This window comes from Pseudomonas sp. SF2, assembly GCF_036858055.1.
GTDB lineage: Bacteria > Pseudomonadota > Gammaproteobacteria > Pseudomonadales > Pseudomonadaceae > Aquipseudomonas.
Map to the genome: position 1 here is coordinate 36253 of NZ_JAMBDI010000022.1, position 15316 is coordinate 51568.

Sequence of the window (15316 nt, forward strand, 5' to 3'; positions counted from 1 at the left end):
CCCTAGCGGAATTCTTCGGGGATGGCGTGGCGTAGTACGCCTTCCTCGAAGTCCAGCAGGCCGGCTTCGCGCTGGGTGAGCAGGTAGTAGAGCAAGGTGTCGAGCGAGCGCTGCGGCGGGACCTCGACCGCCAGCATCTTCACTGCCTGCTCGGTTTCGCAGTTGCAGCCGAAGTCGTGCAAGGCCGCGCGTACCTGGTCCAGGGTTTCCGGGGGCTTGACAATAACCCGGAACACCGAGCTGCCGCTGCTGCGGCGCAGTTCGGCGAACCAGGTTTCGCCGGCTTCCTCACGGGTGCCGATCAGGTCGCCCGGGGCGATGCCGTAGACATGGAAGGGAATGTTGTCGACGGCATAGCCGCCTTCCACGGCCTTGGCCCACAGGCCCTCGACCGAGGCGGGCGGGTAGCCGTTTTCGTCTTGCTCCAGGCGGAACAGGACTTTCTTGTACGCGCTGTTCATCCTGTACCCCGCTTCAGCTGCGCGCCGGGCGCAGCACCAGCCACAATGCCAGGCCAATCAGCAGGCCGCCGTACAGGTGCGCCATCGACAGCGGTTCGTCCAGCAGCCACGCCCCCCACAATACGCCGAATACCGGGATCAGGAAGGTCACGGTGCTGGCCTTGACCGGGCCGATCTCCTCCAGCAGGCGGAAGTACAGGATGTAGGCGAACGCTGTGCACAGCAGGCCCAGGCCCAGCAGCGACAGCCACACCTGCCAGCCGCCCCAGCTGGCCGGTGGCTGGCTCAGCGCGCTCCAGGCAAACAGCGGGCTCAGCATCAGGGTGGCGCCGAGCATGCTGCCCAGTGCCGACAGGCGGCTGTCCAGGCCGCTGACCCAGCGGCGGGCGAGGAAGCCGGCAAAGCCGTAGCAGGTGGTGGCCGCCAGGCAGGCGAGGGCGCCTTGCAGCAATGCCAGGTCCAGAGCCACCGGGCCGGCGCCGCTGAGAATGCCGACGCCGAACAGGCCCAGGAAGATGCCGCAGAGCTTGGCCAGGGTCATTGGTTCGCGGAAGAACAGCGCGCCGACCAGCACACCCATCAGCGGCGTGGTGGCGTTGAAGATTGCCGAGTAGCCGGCGGGCAGCACCTGGGCGGCCACGGAGTAGAAGGTGGCGGGGATACCGGAGTTGATCATGCCCAGTACCAGGCAGGCGCCGAGCTTGCCCTGAAAGTCCCAGCGCACGCGGGCGGCGGCGAGCAGGGCGACCAGGCCCAGGCAGGCGATGGACACGCGGAAGAACGCCGTCGGCACCGTGCCCAGCTCGGGGGCGATGATGCGCATGAACAGGAAACTCGCCCCCCAGACGGCGGCAAGGGTCAGCAGGCGGGCTAGGGCGATGGGGCTCACGACGGTCTCCGGAGGCAGGGCAGGGGCGCGAGTGTACGCCAGGGGGGGCAGGGGATTCTTGTGCTTTCTTGCGGTGTAAACCTGTGCTGGCCTCTTCGCGGGTAAACCCGCTCCCACAGGATTACTCACAGGGCCGAGCATTGCAGAGAAGCTGTGGGAGCGGGTTTACCCGCGAAGAGGCCAGTACAGGCGCCGTATTCCGGACAGGCAGACTAAGCTCTGTATCTCACCCTTGCACCGAGGTCTTCGCATGCCCCAGCCCTGGCCCGCTGTCGAAATCGCCCGGATGATCCTTGCCGGCTTCGACGACTACCGCGACCACTTCCAGCGCATCACCCTAGGTGCCCGCCAGCGCTTCGAGCAGGCGCGCTGGCAGGATATCCAGCGTGCCTCCGCCGCCCGCATCAACCTCTATGAAGAGAAGGTCGCCGAGGTCAACGGCTGGCTGCGCCAGGGCTTTGCCGAGGACGTGCTGCTGGATGTGGAACAATGGCCACTGGTGAAGAACGCCTACATCCACCTGATCGACCCACGGCTGGACGACGAACTGTCCGAGACCTGGTACAACTCGCTGTTCTGCAGCCTGTTCAGCCACGACCTGATCAGCGACGGCTGCATGTTCATCCACACCACCCGACCCTCCATGCGCGGCCGTGAGCGCGCCGCGCAAACCCGTACCTATCGGCCTGACGCTGGGCTCAAGGGCCTGCTGCGGGCGGTGTTCACCGATTACCCGTTCGATGTGCCGTACGGTGACCTGGAAGGCGACCTGGTGCGCCTTGAAGAGCAACTGCGCGACTGCCTGCCGGACTGGGTATGCAAGGACCCGTCCCTGGCAGTAGAGCTGTTTTCGCCGGTGCTGTACCGCAACAAGGGCGCCTATCTGGTTGGCCGGCTGTTCAACAGCGATGAGCAGTGGCCGCTGGTCATCCCGCTGCTGCACCGCGAAGGGCATGGTATCGAGGCCGATGCGCTGATCACCGACGAGGCCGAGGTGTCGATCATCTTTTCCTTCACCCGCTCGTACTTCATGGTCGATGTGCCGGTGCCGGCGGAGTTCGTCAACTTCCTCAAGCGCATTCTGCCGGGCAAGCACATCGCCGAGCTGTACACCTCCATCGGCTTCTACAAGCATGGCAAGTCGGAGTTCTACCGGGCGTTGATCAACCACCTGGCCAGCAGCGACGACCGCTTCGTCATGGCGCCCGGGGTGCGTGGCATGGTCATGAGCGTGTTCACCCTGCCGGGCTTCAACACGGTGTTCAAGATCATCAAGGACCGTTTTTCGCCGTCCAAGACAGTCGATCGCGCCACGGTGATCGACAAGTACCGGCTGGTGAAAAGCGTCGACCGCGTCGGGCGCATGGCCGATACCCAGGAGTTCGCCGATTTTCGCTTCCCGCGTAGCAAGTTCGAGCCGGAGTGCCTGGCCGAACTGCTGGAGGTGGCGCCATCGACCGTGGCGCTGGAGGGGGACACGGTGCTGATCCGTCACTGCTGGACCGAGCGGCGCATGACACCGCTGAACCTGTACCTGGAGCACGCCAGCGAGGGCCAGGTGCTGGAGGCGCTGGAGGATTACGGCCTGGCCATCAAGCAGCTGGCGGCGGCGAATATCTTCCCTGGCGACATGCTGCTGAAGAACTTTGGCGTTACCCGCCATGGCCGGGTGGTGTTCTATGACTATGACGAGATCAGCTTCCTGACCGAGGTGAACTTCCGCCATATCCCGCCGCCGCGTTACCCGGAAGACGAGATGTCGGGTGAGCCGTGGTACTCGATCGGGCCGCATGACGTGTTCCCCGAGGAGTTTCCACCGTTTCTGTTTGCCGATATCGGCCAGCGGCGCTTGTTCAGCCGCTTGCATGGGGAGTTGTATGACGCGGACTACTGGAAGGGGCTGCAGGCAGCGATTCGTGAAGGGAAGGTGATAGATGTGTTTCCGTATCGGCGCAAGGGCCGGTGATTCTGCTTTAGCAAGCCCGGCCTCTTCCCGGGTACGGTACAGGTTTCGAAACCAGTGGGGTCCCTGTGGGAGCGGGTTTACCCGCGAAGAGGCCGGGCCTGCTTTTCCCGGTTACCCCTTCAAGCACTTCAATTCACTGAAATCGCTACGCACCTTGCCCAACCGCTCCTGCAGGAACCGCCGCTGCTGCGGGGTACTCTGGTGCACCAGATCCACCAGCAAGCTGCGCGCCTGCTGCTCGGTATGCTGATAGGCCGCCCGGTACTCCGGCGTCCACAAGCTCTCCTTGCGCTGCAACAACGTCGCCAGGCGCGGCTCGAAGCTGGGGTCGTTGCGCTGGTTCATCGCCAGCAGCAATTGCTGCTGCCAGTGTGCGCGGTTGGCGATCCATTCGCGGTTCTGGTCGCCCAGCGACGCGGACCAGGCCTGCACGCGCTGCTTCTGCACCGCGGTCAGCTCGCCAAACCACGGCGTCAGGCGTTTCTCCATGCGTTCGGCACGGCGAGCGATCTGCCTGGCCAGCGGCGTATCCACATACAGCTTCTGCCGTTCGCTGATGTCCTCGCGGAATGCCTCGCGCATCTCCGCTACCTGGGCATCGCTCATGCCGCGCAACAACTCGGTGGCCGAAGGGGTGATTTCCTCGGCCACCCGGCCAATCGCCTCGCGGGCTTCGCGGGTGCGCTGCTGCAGGGCCTGGTCGGTCACCTGGTCGTCGGCGACCATGCCGCGTACCCGGTCCAGCCAGTCGAGGTAGCCGGGCAGCTGGGTCTTGCAATGCCAGGCCAGGTGCTCCCGCAGCCGATCGTCAAGCATGGCCTTCTGCTCACGGTTCATGGCCAGGTAGTCGCCCAGCGACCAAGGCACCAGGCGGTCGAGGTTGCGGTAGGCCAGGTCGATACGGCTGCAGGCGGCCAGAGCCAGGGCGAAGCCGATGGCGACGAGCAGGGCTTTGGACAGGCGTAGCGGCATGGGCTGTTCCTTGCAGGGGCTGGCCAGACGGTAGATGCAAGGGGAGGCTGACGGTTCCACTGCATCAGCGGTCGGGCGGCGCGCTGGCTTCAGGTGTAGAATAGCCGCCTTGTCTTGAGGAACATCGGAAATGGCTCTGCTTGGGCGTTACAACAGTTTGCAAATCGTGAAACACGTGGACTTCGGCCTGTACCTGGACGGCGGCGCCGACGGCGAGATCCTGCTGCCCGGGCGCTACATCCCGAAAAACGCCGAAACCGAAGTGGATGACTGGCTGAACGTGTTCATCTACCTGGACAGCGAAGACCAGCTGATCGCCACCACCGAGAAGCCCAAGGTGCAGGTTGGCGAGTTCGCCAGCCTCAAGGTCAAGGACATCAACGGTGCCGGCATCTTCCTCGACTGGGGCCTGTCCAAGGACCTGCTGATGCCGTATTCGGAAGAGGCGCGGCCGCTGAAGATCGGCGACTACTGCGTGGTGCACGTGTACCTCGACAAGCGCACCCGTCGCATCACTGCCACTTCACGCCTGGACCGCTACCTGGACCGCACCCCGGCAGACTACCAGGTGGGCCAGCCGGTCGAGCTGCTGGTGGCCGGCGAGACGCCGATGGGCTTCAAGGCGATCATCAACAACCGCCACTGGGGCCTGATCCACAAGAACGAGGTGTTCAAGTTCCTGCGCTCGGGCATGCACGAGAAGGGCTTCATCAAGGAAGTGCGCGCGGACGGCAAGATCGCCTTGAGCCTGCAACCGGTCGGCGCGGCCCTGGCCGACAGCCTGCAGGAGCAGATCATGGCGCGCCTGGAGGCCGAAGGCGGGGTGCTGGGGGTGTGCGACAAGAGCGACCCGGCGCTGATCAGCAAGCTGTTCAACGTCAGCAAGGGCAACTTCAAGAAGGCCATTGGCGGGTTGTTCAAGCAGGGCCGCATCGTCATCCATGACGATCGCATCGAAAAGGCCTGATCAGGCCTGCACGAAGGTTCGGAAGTCCAGCTGCTCGCCACCCGGGCGGGTGTCGCGCAGCAGCGAGTCGCGGTCGGCGCTGAGGGCCAGGCTGATGGTCGAGCGGCGCTTGCCGGGGTTGCGCACTTCCATCTGTTCCTGGTGAGCACGCAGGAAGTTGGTCGGCACCTTCAGATGCTGCAGCTCGTCGCTTTCCGGGGTGTGCAGCAGCAGGTTGACCCAGTCGGGCTGGCCCTTGCGCAGCAGTGCCACCGGCACCTCGAACCACCACAGGTTGCGCTTGCGGTCGAGGATGGCGAACAGGGTGTTGCTGCTGGTCAGCACCGGGCGGGCCAGTGCTTCGTTGCGCCGGGCAATGGCGGCGGGTTTGTCGAGTTTCATGCAGGTTCCTGCGGGTTGACGCTATGAAGGCCTGCATTGTGAGGGGTGGCGGGTAGTGGGGCAAGGTTTGCCATCTGTTCTGCCTGTAGCGGCCTCTTCGCGGGTAAACCCGCTCCCACAGGTACACCACAGGTCTCAAGGGCAGTGGAAGACCTGTGGGAGCGGGTTTACCCGCGAAGAGGCCAGTACAGGCGTAAGCAAATTCTCGCAGCATGGCCGGGATCAGCACAGCAACGGCATGGTCTATTAGACTTACCCGTGGTACTCACGAATCAAGCGGCGAAAGGAGACGCTATGATTTTCCCCGACCTGCGCGGCCTGCCCCTGCACCGCGTGCTGGTACGCACCGTCAAGGAATTCCTCGACGACGAGATGTCGACCTACGCTTCCGCGCTGGCCTACCAGATGCTGTTCTCGCTGTTCCCGTTCCTGCTGTTCCTGATTGCCCTGATCGGTTTCCTGCACCTGCCGGACTTCTTCTCCTGGCTGCGTCTGCAATCGGAACTGGTGCTGCCACCCCAGGCGCTGGAGCAGGTGAACCCGGTGATCGACCAGTTGCAGCAGTCCAAGGGCGGGCTGTTGTCGGTGGGTATCGTGATTGCCTTGTGGACCGCATCGGCCGGTGTGCGCCTGATGATGAGCGCGATGAACGCTGCCTACGATGTGCCCGAAGGCCGCCCGGTGTGGAAGCGCATTCCGTTGTCGATCATCTACACCGTGGGCATCGCCGGCATGCTGCTGGTGGCTGCGGCGCTGATGGTGCTGGGGCCGCAGGTGATGGAGTGGATTGCCGCCCAGGTCGGCATGCAAGAGGTGATCGTCACGGTGTGGACCATCCTGCGCTGGCCGGCGATCATCATCCTGATGATGGTGGCGGTGGCGCTGATCTATTACGTGATGCCCGATGTGAAGCAGCAGTTCCGCTTCATCACCCCGGGCTCGGTGTTGGCTGTGGTGGTGTGGATCGTGGCGTCGCTGGGCTTTGCCTACTACGTGAAGACCTTTGCCGACTACAACGCCATGTACGGCAGTATCGGTGCAATCATCGTACTATTGCTGTATTTCTATATTTCCGCCGCCGTGTTGCTGCTGGGCGCGGAGATGAACGCAGTGATCGAGCACATGTCGAACGAGGGCAAGAACCCTGGCGAAAAGGACTTCGGTGAGCACAAGCCCCGCGAGACCATTACCGTGCTGGGCCATGAGCACCCGATACCGAGCGAGCACCAACCTTCCGAGCCGAACCCCCGATGATCCGTGACATTCTCAAGATGGGCGACGAACGCCTGCTGCGCATCGCCCCGCCAGTGCCCGACCATATGCTCGGCAGTGCCGAACTGCAGCAACTGATCGACGACATGTTCGAAACCATGCGCCATGTGGGGGGCGTGGGCCTGGCTGCGCCACAGATCGGCATCGACCTGCAGCTGGTGATCTTCGGCTTCGAGCGCAGCGAGCGTTACCCGGATGCCGAACCGGTGCCGCAGACTATCCTGCTCAACCCGGTCATCACGCCAACGTCCAGCGAGCTCGAGGACGGTTGGGAAGGTTGCCTGTCGGTGCCCGGCCTGCGCGGCGTGGTGCCGCGCTTCAAGCACATCTGCTATGAAGGCATCGATCCCCAGGGCAACCCGATCAACCGCTTTGCCGACGGCTTCCATGCGCGGGTGGTGCAACATGAATGCGACCACCTGATCGGTCGGCTGTACCCGTCACGCATCCAGGACTTTTCCCGGTTCGGCTACACCGAGGTGCTGTTCCCCGGGCTCGACGCCAGCGACGACTGACCCCGCTGCAGTGCCACCAGGCGCTTGCTGCGCTGGTAGCGCTGCAGGCGCCCAGCCAGGGCTTGCGGCAGTTGCCGGGCCACGTCGAAGCCCAGGCGCTGGTAGAAGGGCGCAAGGTCCGGGTGGCAGAACAGCCAGGTGGGCCCGCCAGCCTGTGCCAGCGCCGCCTCGACCAACCGCCCGGCCACCCCTTGGCTGCGCCGCTGCGGGTCGACGAACAACCCGGTCAGCCAGAAGCCATCGCCCACCGGGCTCAGGCTCAAGCCCGCGATGATGCCGGGGCCCCGCGCTACCCACAGTTGAGCGTCGCCCGCAGCACGCATGCGTGAGCCGTGCTGGCGGTAAAAGTGGTCCAGCAGCCGGCGTTCCGGGTCCGAAAGTTTCGAACAGTACAGGTTTTCAGAAATTGCGCGTCCTACCCTGAAAGGCGGCCAGGGGCTCTGGCTCGATATTTTGCGGTTAATTTGTCGCAGATTGTTGCATATTCGGCAAGGGTGAATGTCCGAGTTCGGGGTTCAACTATTCCGGGCCGGGAGTAGACTTTTACCCATCCCCCCTGGCAGTACGAAGCGGGATCGGTACTTCGTGCCATCTCCACCGCAGATGGCAACTTCTCCGCGCCGGTTACGGCAATAGAAGTCAATCGATCAGCTTGAATGCTCAAAAGGCACAAACACATGAAACCACTACTGATTCTTGCATTGGTCGGTATGTCCTCGTTCGCCCTCGCCGATGAGGCCAAGCCCGTCTCCAGCGAGCCCGTAGCCCAGCAGTACGATTACTCCATGAACCTGGACATCAAGCGGGTGATCAACCTGTCGACCATCCCCAACGTCTGCGAAGTGGTCCCTGCGACCATGACCTACGAAGACCATCAAGGCCAGGTGCACACCATCCAGTACCGGGCCATGGGTGAGGGGTGCCAGCAGGGTTGAGCGGGCGCTTGCCCGGTGTTGATGGCCCTTTCGCCGGCCTGCTGGTGACGGGGCCATCAACCGTTTTGCAGTTCGAGCAACAGAAAAATCCTGAATGAATATCGAGGAAAAAGTGCTATCTTAATTTGATAGCATTTTTCGATGAACACTCGATACCGCAAAATCCTCGACGCAATTTTCCGAACGCCGACCACGGCGTCGTTGGCTTTCTCCGAGATCGAGGCATTGGTACTCCATCTGGGTGGTGAGGTGCTGGAGCGGCAAGGTTCCAGGGTCAAGCTGGTGCTGGGTGGCCAATTCTGGAGATGCCATCGGCCTCATCCAGGCAAGGAAGCCAAGCGGTATCAGATTGAAGAAGCCCGTGAATTCCTCTTGCGGGCAGGAGTCAGGATATGAGTTGCATGCGCTACAAAGGCTACGCCGCCCGTATCGAGTACGACGCGCGTGACGATATCTTCGTCGGCCGTGTGCTTGGTATGCGTGACATCATCAGTTTTCACGCAAGCTCGGTGCCCGAGCTGCATGAGGCGTTTCGCGATGCGCTGGAAGATTACCTGGCCGACTGTGCAGAGCAGGGCATTGCGCCGGAAAAGCCTGCCTCGGGCAAAGTAATGCTGCGTATCCGGCCCGAAGTTCATGCAGCCGCGAGTGTTGCTGCCCGTGCTGCCGGCAAAAGCCTCAACCAGTGGGCCGACGAGGTCTTCGAACAAGCCGCAATGGCCTGAACAAGCCTGCTTTCGTTGTTTCTCGCGGGTATTCTGCAATTACTCATGCAGAATAGTTTCCGTTGCCTGTCGATTCCTCCGGTTCCCGTTCGACCAATAGGTGAGAGCACGTTGCACCCCGTGCCCAATCACCCATGACCTGTCGGAGGAACCCCCGATGAGCACCGCAGCCGAAACCGAGATCCGCCAGTTGATCGAGCGCTGGATGCAGGCCGTGCGCGACCGCGACATCCCCAACATCGTCGCTCCCTATGCCGACGACATCGTCGCCTTCGATGCCATCCAGGCCCTGCAATTCAAAGGCAAGGCCACCTACCAGGCGCACTGGGAAATGTGCATGGGCATGTGCCCCGGCCCCATGGTTTTCGATTTTGCCGAGCTTACCGTGCATGCCGCTGGCGACCTGGCCCTGGCTCACTGGCTGAACCGCTGTGGCCCGGCGGACAACGAAAGCCAGTGCGGCTTCATGCGCGCCACCGTGGGCTATCGTCGTCAAGGTGGCCAGTGGCTGGTAATCCACGAGCACTGGTCGGCGCCGTTCGACATGGAAACCCAAAAAGCCCTGTTCGATCTCAAGCCCTGAGCCGTTATCGCCAAACGCACTTTGCCAATGCCTGGAGGTGACCATGAAATACCTGTGCCTGGTCTATTGTGACGAGGGGCTGCTGCACAGCCTGCCCGACAGCCCAGAAGACGCCGAATGCATGGCGTATGCCGAATCCATTCAAGGCTCCGGGCGAATGCTGGCGGCCGAGGCGCTGAAGCCGGTGCAGACCGCCACCACCGTGCGCATGCGCAACGGCCACATGAGCCTGACCGACGGCCCGTTCGCCGAGACCAAGGAGCAACTGGCGGGGTTCTACCTGGTGGAGGCCCGCGACCTGAACGAGGCACTGAACATCGCCAAGGGCATCCCCGCCGCGCGGGTCGGCAGTGTCGAGGTGCGGCCGGTGCGCGAACTGCAACCCTGACAGCAACGGAGACCTACCAGCATGAGCCTTGCACACCCCGCGCAAGCGCAACACGAGTTGTCCATCAGCCGCCTGATCGACGCGCCACCGGCCAAGGTGTTCCGCGCCTGGACCGACCCCCAGTGGCTGATGCAGTGGTGGGGGCCGCATGGCATGACCACGCCGGAGTGCGAGATGCAACTGTGGATCGGTGGCCTGTTCCGCACCCTGATGCGGGCGCCGGATGGCAGCGAGTACCCGAACCAGGGCGTGTTTCTGGAAATCGCCGCGCCGCGGCGGCTGGTGTTCACCGATGCCTTCGGCCCGGGCTGGGTGCCTTCGGACAAGGCCTTCATGACCGCCGTGATCAGTTTTGACGAGGAACAGGGCAAAACCCGCTACACCGCGCGCGCCTGGCACTGGAATGCCGCCGACTGCCGCGCCCATGAGGAAATGGGCTTCCACCAGGGCTGGGGAGAGAGCCTGGACCGCCTGGTGGAGGTGGTAACCCAGCGGATGCCCGACTGATGACGGCACTGGCGCAGGTACGTGCCGAGGTCGAGGCGGTCTATCGGCGCGAGTCGCGGCGCATCCTGGCGACGCTGATCCGCCTGCTGGGTGATTTCGACCTGGCCGAGGAGGCCATGCACGATGCCTTCTTCATCGCCGTCGAGCGCTGGCAGCGTGACGGTATCCCCGAAAACCCGCGGGCGTGGCTGGTCTCAACCGGTCGCTTCAAGGCGATCGATGCGCTGCGCCGGCGCGCCCGTTTCGATCGTTCCCAGGTGGACCTGAGCATGCTGCTCGACGGCCAGGCGCAGGACCCCAGCGAAGAAGAACTGCTGGCCGACGACCGCCTGCGGCTGATCTTCACCTGCTGCCACCCGGCCTTGTCCGCCGATGCCCAGGTGCCGCTGACCCTGCGTGAAGTGTGCGACCTGACCACCGAGCAGATCGCCCGGGCTTTCCTGCAAAGCCCGGCCACCATCGCCCAGCGCATCGTGCGTGCCAAGGCCAAGATCCGCGATGCCGGCATCCCTTATCAGGTGCCGGAGCTGAACGAACTGCCCGAGCGGCTGGAGAGCGTGCTGCGAGTGATCTACCTGGTGTTCAACGAGGGCTATTCGGCGTCGTCGGGCGAGGCGCTGTTGCAGCAGGAACTGAGCGATGAAGCCATTCGCCTGGCGCGGCTGCTGGTGCAGTTGTTGCCCGACCCGGAGGCGGTCGGCCTGCTGGCCTTGATGTTGCTGCAAGCGTCCCGGCAGCGGGCGCGTACCGATGGCCAGGGCAACCTGGTATTGCTGGAGCAGCAGGACCGTAGCCTGTGGGACCGGCAACGCATTGCCGAAGGCTGCGAACTGGTGCGCCAGGCCCTGCAAAGCCGGGCGTTCGGTGCCTATACCGTGCAGGCAGCGATTGCAGCGGTGCATGCCGAAGCGGCGACCGCCGATGCGACCGACTGGGCGGAGATCGTCGGGCTGTATGACGTGTTGCAGCGGCATTGGCCGTCAGCAGTGGTAGAGCTGAACCGGGCCGTGGCGCTGGCGAAGCGGGATGGGCCGGAGGCTGGCCTGCGGGAGGTCGAAGGGATTCTGGCGCGGGGTGAACTGCTGGACTATCACCTGGCCCATGCGGCGCGGGCCGAGCTGTATTACCAGCTGGGGCATGTGGAGCAGGCGCGTGCGGCCTGGCGGCAGGCGCTGGCGCTGACCCGGCAGGAGCCGGAGCGCAGGCATATCGAGCGGCGGTTGCAGGCTATCGAATGATGTTGGCTGTGCCGGCCTCTTCGCGGGTAAACCCGCTCCCACAGGATTGCGTCACGGCTTGATGCTGTGAGGTCCATGTGGGAGCGGGTTTACCCGCGAAAGGGCCGGTACTGCCTGCATCAATCTTCAGCTAGCCACAAAATTCGGCGGCGAAACCAGCTCGACGGTCTGCTGCTTGCGCGGCGCCAGGATCTCGGCCTCGCCCTGGACTACCAGCTCATCATTCTGGTTGAACACATTGGTGGCGATGCGCACCTTGAACTTGGGCAGCTTCTCCAGGATTTCCAGGCGTACGGTCAGGGTATCGCCAATTTTCACCGGCTTCTGGAAGCTCATTTGCTGACCCAGGTAGATGGTGCCAGGGCCAGGCAGGGTGCAGGCCACTGCAGCACTGATCAGGGCACCGCTGAACATGCCGTGGGCAATGCGCTCGCGGAACATGCTCTTGGCAGCGAACTCGGCATCCAGGTGCACCGGGTTGTGGTCACCGGACATCGCGGCGAACAGCTGGATGTCGCGTTCTTCAACGGACTTCTTGTACTCGGCCTTCTGGCCGACTTCGAGGGCTTCGTAAGGCGTGTTGGTGACCTGGGACATCGGGGCTTCCTTAAGCGGTAGAGGAGGGCGGCTATCATTCACTGCGCACAGGGCGGCCAAGGGCAAGCGCCTGTTCAAGCCAGCCGAGAATATCGGCGGTGACCTCGTCACGGTTGGTTTCGTTGAGTACTTCATGCCGCGCCTCAGGATAGACGCGCAGCTGTACATGTCGATTGCCGGTCGCGCGCAGGGCGTCGGCCAGGTGGGTGAGACGCTTGCCGGCACTGACCGGATCACATTCACCCCCGATCACCAGCAACGGCAGGTTCGGATCGATCTGCGCGAGGTTACTCGGCTGGCTGATCTGCGCCAAGCCTTGCAGCAGGTCGAGCCACAACTGGTTGCTGCAGCGAAAGCCGCACAGCGGGTCGTTGACGTACAGATCGACCTGCGCCGGGTCGCGGCTGAGCCAGTCGAACGCGGTGCGGTTGGGCTTGAAGGCCTTGTTGAACGAGCCGAACGACAACCATTCGATCAGCGCGCTCTTGCCCAGCGGCCCCTGGCGCCAGGCCTCCAGCCGGGCAATCAGCCGCGCCACGCGGTACAGCGCCGCCGGCTGGTAGTTGGAGCCGCTGAGGATCGCCCCATGCAGGCTGGCGCTGTGGTGCAGCAGATAGGCCTGGGCGATGTAACTGCCCATGCTGTGGCCGAACAGGAACAACGGCGTGCACGGGTACTGCTGGCCGATGTGCTGGGCCAGCAGCCCGAGGTCGTTGACCACGGCATTCCAGCCATGATGGCGGGCGAACAGGCCGAGGCTGCCCAGTTCGGCGGTGCGCCCATGGCCGCGCTGGTCGGCGGCGAACAGGGCAAAGCCGGCCGCGCTCAGGGCATGGCCCAGGTGCTGGTAGCGCCCGGCATGTTCGGCCATGCCGTGGGCCAGCAGCACCACGGCTTTTACTGGCGTGGCCGGTAGCCATTGGTGCACGTACAGGCTGCAGTGCTCGCTGGCGGGCAGCCAGAAGGCGTCGTGAGGCATGGCGGGTCCTTGTGCGCACAGGTATCCGGACAGTGTATGCACAACCGACCGGATTGCAGGAAGGGCACAAATAAGATTCACAATGTTAATGGCGGCACTTGGCGTATATGCCGCCTTGAGCTTACCTGCTAACGTCGGATCAACGCCTTTTCGCTTTCGGGCGGGCAGGTGAAAGGACTACAGGACTCACAGCAGGTCCAGGCAGAGGAACAATAATAAATGCAAGCCGACTTCTGGAATGACAAGCGCCCGGCGGGCGTGCCTTCGACCATCGACATCAATGCCTACACCTCGGTCGTCGAGGTGTTCGAGCGCTCCTGTAAACGCTTCGCCGACCGCCCGGCCTTCAGCAACCTGGGCGTGACCCTGAACTACGCGGAGCTGGAACGCCATTCGGCGGCCTTCGCCGCCTGGTTGCAGCAGCATACCGACCTCAAACCGGGTGACCGCATCGCGGTGCAGATGCCCAACGTGCTGCAATACCCCATCGCCGTGTTCGGTGCCCTGCGCGCAGGCCTGATCGTGGTCAACACCAACCCGCTGTACACCGAGCGCGAGATGCGTCACCAGTTCAAGGACAGCGGCGCACGTGCGCTGGTGTACCTGAACATGTTCGGCAAGCGCGTGCAGGAGGTGCTGCCCGATACCGGCATCGAGTACCTGATCGAGGCGAAGATGGGCGACTTGCTGCCTACCGCCAAGGGCTGGCTGGTCAACACCGTGGTCGACAAGCTGAAGAAAATGGTGCCGGCCTACCAGCTGCCCCAGGCGGTGCCGTTCAAGCAGGTGCTGCGCCAGGGCCGCGAGCTGTCGCACAAGCCGGTGCCGCTCTGCCTGGACGACATCGCCGTGCTGCAATACACCGGCGGCACTACCGGCCTGGCCAAGGGCGCCATGCTCACCCACGGCAACCTGGTGGCCAACATGCTGCAGGTGCTGGCCTGCTTCTCGCAGCACGGGCCGGACGGGCAGAAGCTGATCAAGGACGGCCAGGAGGTGATGATCGCACCACTGCCGCTGTATCACATCTATGCCTTTACCGCGAACTGCATGTGCATGATGGTCACCGGCAATCACAACGTGCTGATCACCAACCCGCGTGATATCCCCGGCTTCATCAAGGAGCTGGGCAAATGGCGTTTTTCCGCCTTGCTGGGCCTGAACACCCTGTTCGTCGCGCTGATGGACCACCCGGGCTTCCGCCAGCTCGACTTTTCGGCGCTGAAGGTCACCAATTCCGGCGGCACCGCGCTGGTCAAGGCCACGGCCGAGCGTTGGGAGGCGCTTACCGGTTGCCGCATTGTCGAAGGCTACGGCCTGACCGAAACCTCGCCAGTGGCCAGCACCAACCCTTACGGCCAGTTGGCGCGCCTGGGCACGGTGGGCATCCCGGTGGCGGGCACTGCCTTCAAGGTGATCGACGATGACGGCAACGAGCTGCCGCTGGGCGATCGGGGCGAGCTGTGCATCAAGGGCCCGCAGGTGATGAAAGGTTACTGGCAGCAGCCCGAAGCCACGGCCCAGGCCCTGGATGCGGAAGGCTGGTTCAAGACTGGCGACATCGCGGTGATCGACCCGGACGGCTTCACCCGCATCGTCGACCGCAAGAAGGACATGATCATCGTCTCGGGTTTCAACGTGTACCCCAACGAGATCGAGGACGTGGTGATGGGCCACCCCAAGGTCGCCAACTGCGCAGCCATCGGCGTGCCGGACGAGCGCTCCGGCGAGGCGGTGAAGCTGTTCGTGGTGCCGCGCGAAGGCGGGCTGAGCGTGGATGAGCTGAAGGCCTACTGCAAGGCCAACTTTACCGGCTACAAGGTGCCCAAGCACATCGTGCTGCGCGAGTCGTTGCCGATGACACCGGTGGGCAAGATCCTGCGGCGGGAGCTGCGGGATATCGCTTGAGACCGAGTTGGATTCTTCGCGGTGTACGACCGG

At 63.6% G+C, this 15316-nt stretch carries 19 protein-coding genes; 12 read left to right on the plus strand and 7 right to left on the minus strand.

Annotated elements, in window-relative coordinates; all coding sequences use genetic code 11:
• Nucleotides 1-2 precede the first annotated feature (2 nt).
• Together M2S36_RS14955 and M2S36_RS14960 are read right to left on the minus strand one after the other, a co-directional pair.
• Nucleotides 3-461 carry a DUF4265 domain-containing protein gene (locus M2S36_RS14955; RefSeq protein ID WP_207830860.1) on the minus strand — a complete coding sequence of 153 codons (459 nt, stop codon included), beginning with the start codon at nucleotides 459-461 and terminating at the stop codon, nucleotides 3-5.
• Nucleotides 462-474: 13 nt separating this feature from the next.
• Nucleotides 475-1350 (minus strand): DMT family transporter, encoded by an 876-nt coding sequence (locus tag M2S36_RS14960; protein ID WP_063912951.1) that lies wholly within the window; start codon nucleotides 1348-1350, stop codon nucleotides 475-477.
• 250 nt (nucleotides 1351-1600) lie between these two features.
• Here M2S36_RS14960 and aceK point away from each other — a divergent pair, with 250 nt between their 5' ends.
• Complete coding sequence (gene aceK, locus M2S36_RS14965) at nucleotides 1601-3316, plus strand: bifunctional isocitrate dehydrogenase kinase/phosphatase (RefSeq protein WP_233693744.1); 1716 nt, start codon at nucleotides 1601-1603, stop codon at nucleotides 3314-3316.
• Nucleotides 3317-3427: 111 nt separating this feature from the next.
• On the opposite strand, the gene M2S36_RS14970 is transcribed toward aceK, so the two are convergent.
• On the minus strand, nucleotides 3428-4288 hold the full coding sequence (locus M2S36_RS14970) for a DUF6279 family lipoprotein (RefSeq protein WP_241105903.1): 861 nt from the start codon (nucleotides 4286-4288) through the stop codon (nucleotides 3428-3430).
• A gap of 130 nt (nucleotides 4289-4418) precedes the next feature.
• Between M2S36_RS14970 and M2S36_RS14975 the strand changes: the two genes are divergently transcribed.
• The gene (locus tag M2S36_RS14975) at nucleotides 4419-5255 is read left to right on the plus strand and encodes a CvfB family protein (protein WP_013973728.1); all 837 of its coding nucleotides are present in this window, start codon (nucleotides 4419-4421) and stop codon (nucleotides 5253-5255) included.
• On the opposite strand, the gene M2S36_RS14980 is transcribed toward M2S36_RS14975, so the two are convergent.
• Nucleotides 5256-5636: a hypothetical protein gene (locus M2S36_RS14980; RefSeq protein ID WP_013973727.1), complete on the minus strand. Its 381-nt coding sequence runs from the start codon at nucleotides 5634-5636 to the stop codon at nucleotides 5256-5258. It abuts the gene before it with no gap.
• Between the two features lie 294 nt (nucleotides 5637-5930).
• On the opposite strand from M2S36_RS14980, the gene M2S36_RS14985 reads away from it, so the two are divergent.
• Both M2S36_RS14985 and def read left to right on the plus strand, forming a co-directional pair.
• The gene (locus tag M2S36_RS14985) at nucleotides 5931-6890 is read left to right on the plus strand and encodes a YihY/virulence factor BrkB family protein (protein WP_207830868.1); all 960 of its coding nucleotides are present in this window, start codon (nucleotides 5931-5933) and stop codon (nucleotides 6888-6890) included.
• Complete coding sequence (def, locus tag M2S36_RS14990) at nucleotides 6887-7423, plus strand: peptide deformylase (RefSeq protein ID WP_063912947.1); 537 nt, start codon at nucleotides 6887-6889, stop codon at nucleotides 7421-7423. Before M2S36_RS14985 ends, def begins: the two co-directional genes overlap by 4 nt.
• On the opposite strand, the gene M2S36_RS14995 is transcribed toward def, so the two are convergent.
• Nucleotides 7378-7746, minus strand: coding sequence for a GNAT family N-acetyltransferase (locus tag M2S36_RS14995; protein WP_333957383.1), 369 nt, complete (start codon nucleotides 7744-7746; stop codon nucleotides 7378-7380). The genes def and M2S36_RS14995 overlap by 46 nt on opposite strands.
• A gap of 354 nt (nucleotides 7747-8100) precedes the next feature.
• On the opposite strand from M2S36_RS14995, the gene M2S36_RS15000 reads away from it, so the two are divergent.
• From M2S36_RS15000 to M2S36_RS15030, 7 genes are all read left to right on the plus strand, one after another.
• Nucleotides 8101-8358: a DUF2790 domain-containing protein gene (locus tag M2S36_RS15000; protein WP_003254632.1), complete on the plus strand. Its 258-nt coding sequence runs from the start codon at nucleotides 8101-8103 to the stop codon at nucleotides 8356-8358.
• Between the two features lie 141 nt (nucleotides 8359-8499).
• The gene (locus M2S36_RS15005; RefSeq protein WP_207830874.1) at nucleotides 8500-8754 is read left to right on the plus strand and encodes a type II toxin-antitoxin system HicA family toxin; all 255 of its coding nucleotides are present in this window, start codon (nucleotides 8500-8502) and stop codon (nucleotides 8752-8754) included.
• Nucleotides 8751-9083, plus strand: coding sequence for a type II toxin-antitoxin system HicB family antitoxin (locus tag M2S36_RS15010; RefSeq protein WP_015271315.1), 333 nt, complete (start codon nucleotides 8751-8753; stop codon nucleotides 9081-9083). Before M2S36_RS15005 ends, M2S36_RS15010 begins: the two co-directional genes overlap by 4 nt.
• Nucleotides 9084-9240: 157 nt before the next feature.
• Nucleotides 9241-9666: a YybH family protein gene (locus M2S36_RS15015; protein WP_207830876.1), complete on the plus strand. Its 426-nt coding sequence runs from the start codon at nucleotides 9241-9243 to the stop codon at nucleotides 9664-9666.
• Nucleotides 9667-9709: 43 nt separating this feature from the next.
• Entirely contained in the window at nucleotides 9710-10054 is a 345-nt protein-coding gene (locus M2S36_RS15020; RefSeq protein WP_013973721.1) for a YciI family protein, read from the plus strand.
• A 21-nt stretch (nucleotides 10055-10075) separates the two neighbouring features.
• Nucleotides 10076-10561: an SRPBCC family protein gene (locus M2S36_RS15025; protein WP_063912944.1), complete on the plus strand. Its 486-nt coding sequence runs from the start codon at nucleotides 10076-10078 to the stop codon at nucleotides 10559-10561.
• Entirely contained in the window at nucleotides 10561-11799 is a 1239-nt protein-coding gene (locus tag M2S36_RS15030; RefSeq protein WP_207830879.1) for an RNA polymerase sigma factor, read from the plus strand. The genes M2S36_RS15025 and M2S36_RS15030 overlap by 1 nt, the downstream gene beginning before the upstream one ends.
• Before the next feature lie 126 nt (nucleotides 11800-11925).
• Here the strand turns inward: M2S36_RS15030 and M2S36_RS15035 are convergent, their stop codons facing one another.
• Complete coding sequence (locus tag M2S36_RS15035; RefSeq protein ID WP_196182458.1) at nucleotides 11926-12396, minus strand: MaoC family dehydratase; 471 nt, start codon at nucleotides 12394-12396, stop codon at nucleotides 11926-11928.
• Nucleotides 12397-12430: 34 nt separating this feature from the next.
• Nucleotides 12431-13375 (minus strand): alpha/beta hydrolase, encoded by a 945-nt coding sequence (locus M2S36_RS15040; protein ID WP_207830882.1) that lies wholly within the window; start codon nucleotides 13373-13375, stop codon nucleotides 12431-12433.
• A gap of 219 nt (nucleotides 13376-13594) precedes the next feature.
• On the opposite strand from M2S36_RS15040, the gene fadD2 reads away from it, so the two are divergent.
• Nucleotides 13595-15283: a long-chain-fatty-acid--CoA ligase FadD2 gene (fadD2, locus tag M2S36_RS15045; RefSeq protein WP_333957387.1), complete on the plus strand. Its 1689-nt coding sequence runs from the start codon at nucleotides 13595-13597 to the stop codon at nucleotides 15281-15283.
• The last annotated feature ends 33 nt before the right edge of the window (nucleotides 15284-15316 follow it).

Bases quoted from the DNA above. Each gene is read 5' to 3' on its own strand.
- M2S36_RS15020 (WP_013973721.1), top strand. From the start codon at position 9,710: ATGAAATACCTGTGCCTGGTCTATTGTGACGAGGGGCTGCTGCACAGC.
- M2S36_RS14985 (WP_207830868.1), top strand. From the start codon at position 5,931: ATGATTTTCCCCGACCTGCGCGGCCTGCCCCTGCACCGCGTGCTGGTA.
- M2S36_RS15000 (WP_003254632.1), top strand. From the start codon at position 8,101: ATGAAACCACTACTGATTCTTGCATTGGTCGGTATGTCCTCGTTCGCC.
- M2S36_RS15005 (WP_207830874.1), top strand. From the start codon at position 8,500: ATGAACACTCGATACCGCAAAATCCTCGACGCAATTTTCCGAACGCCG.
- M2S36_RS14980 (WP_013973727.1), bottom strand. From the start codon at position 5,636: ATGAAACTCGACAAACCCGCCGCCATTGCCCGGCGCAACGAAGCACTG.
- aceK (WP_233693744.1), top strand. From the start codon at position 1,601: ATGCCCCAGCCCTGGCCCGCTGTCGAAATCGCCCGGATGATCCTTGCC.
- M2S36_RS14975 (WP_013973728.1), top strand. From the start codon at position 4,419: ATGGCTCTGCTTGGGCGTTACAACAGTTTGCAAATCGTGAAACACGTG.
- fadD2 (WP_333957387.1), top strand. From the start codon at position 13,595: ATGCAAGCCGACTTCTGGAATGACAAGCGCCCGGCGGGCGTGCCTTCG.
- def (WP_063912947.1), top strand. From the start codon at position 6,887: ATGATCCGTGACATTCTCAAGATGGGCGACGAACGCCTGCTGCGCATC.
- M2S36_RS15010 (WP_015271315.1), top strand. From the start codon at position 8,751: ATGAGTTGCATGCGCTACAAAGGCTACGCCGCCCGTATCGAGTACGAC.
- M2S36_RS14995 (WP_333957383.1), bottom strand. From the start codon at position 7,746: ATGCGTGCTGCGGGCGACGCTCAACTGTGGGTAGCGCGGGGCCCCGGC.
- M2S36_RS14970 (WP_241105903.1), bottom strand. From the start codon at position 4,288: ATGCCGCTACGCCTGTCCAAAGCCCTGCTCGTCGCCATCGGCTTCGCC.
- M2S36_RS14955 (WP_207830860.1), bottom strand. From the start codon at position 461: ATGAACAGCGCGTACAAGAAAGTCCTGTTCCGCCTGGAGCAAGACGAA.
- M2S36_RS15025 (WP_063912944.1), top strand. From the start codon at position 10,076: ATGAGCCTTGCACACCCCGCGCAAGCGCAACACGAGTTGTCCATCAGC.
- M2S36_RS15015 (WP_207830876.1), top strand. From the start codon at position 9,241: ATGAGCACCGCAGCCGAAACCGAGATCCGCCAGTTGATCGAGCGCTGG.
- M2S36_RS15040 (WP_207830882.1), bottom strand. From the start codon at position 13,375: ATGCCTCACGACGCCTTCTGGCTGCCCGCCAGCGAGCACTGCAGCCTG.
- M2S36_RS15035 (WP_196182458.1), bottom strand. From the start codon at position 12,396: ATGTCCCAGGTCACCAACACGCCTTACGAAGCCCTCGAAGTCGGCCAG.
- M2S36_RS15030 (WP_207830879.1), top strand. From the start codon at position 10,561: ATGACGGCACTGGCGCAGGTACGTGCCGAGGTCGAGGCGGTCTATCGG.